The sequence below is a fragment of the Streptomyces sp. BE20 genome (assembly GCF_036322525.1).
Classification (GTDB): Bacteria; Actinomycetota; Actinomycetes; order Streptomycetales; family Streptomycetaceae; genus Kitasatospora.
Genome location: NZ_JAQYWW010000660.1, coordinates 1 through 254, shown reverse-complemented (window position 1 = coordinate 254; position 254 = coordinate 1). Strand labels below are relative to the sequence as shown.

The 254-nt window shown below is 63.8% G+C and carries 1 pseudogene; it reads right to left on the bottom strand.

Annotation, left to right across the window (positions count from 1 at the left end):
• Positions 1–145: 145 nt before the first annotated feature.
• A pseudogene (locus PUR61_RS13990) lies at positions 146–254 on the bottom strand (IS5/IS1182 family transposase); the annotation flags it as partial.

Genomic DNA, 254 nt, shown 5'->3' with positions numbered 1-254 from the left:
GACTGCCCAGATGCCGCCGGGAGACACCGGTAAACAGCCGATGCGCCAGAACCGCCCGATTGACCATGATCCGCACGCCGCGATCATGCCACCCGCAGCACAAAGGCCCCACTCGCTATCACGCACCAACTCGTTAGAAGTGATCTCATTTGGTGATTCTGCGGTTGCAGATGAGGGTGGCGGCGATGGTGGCGAAGGCCGCGAAGTGGGTGCCCTTGCGTTCGTAGCGGCGGTGGAGTCGGCGGAAGCCGCCG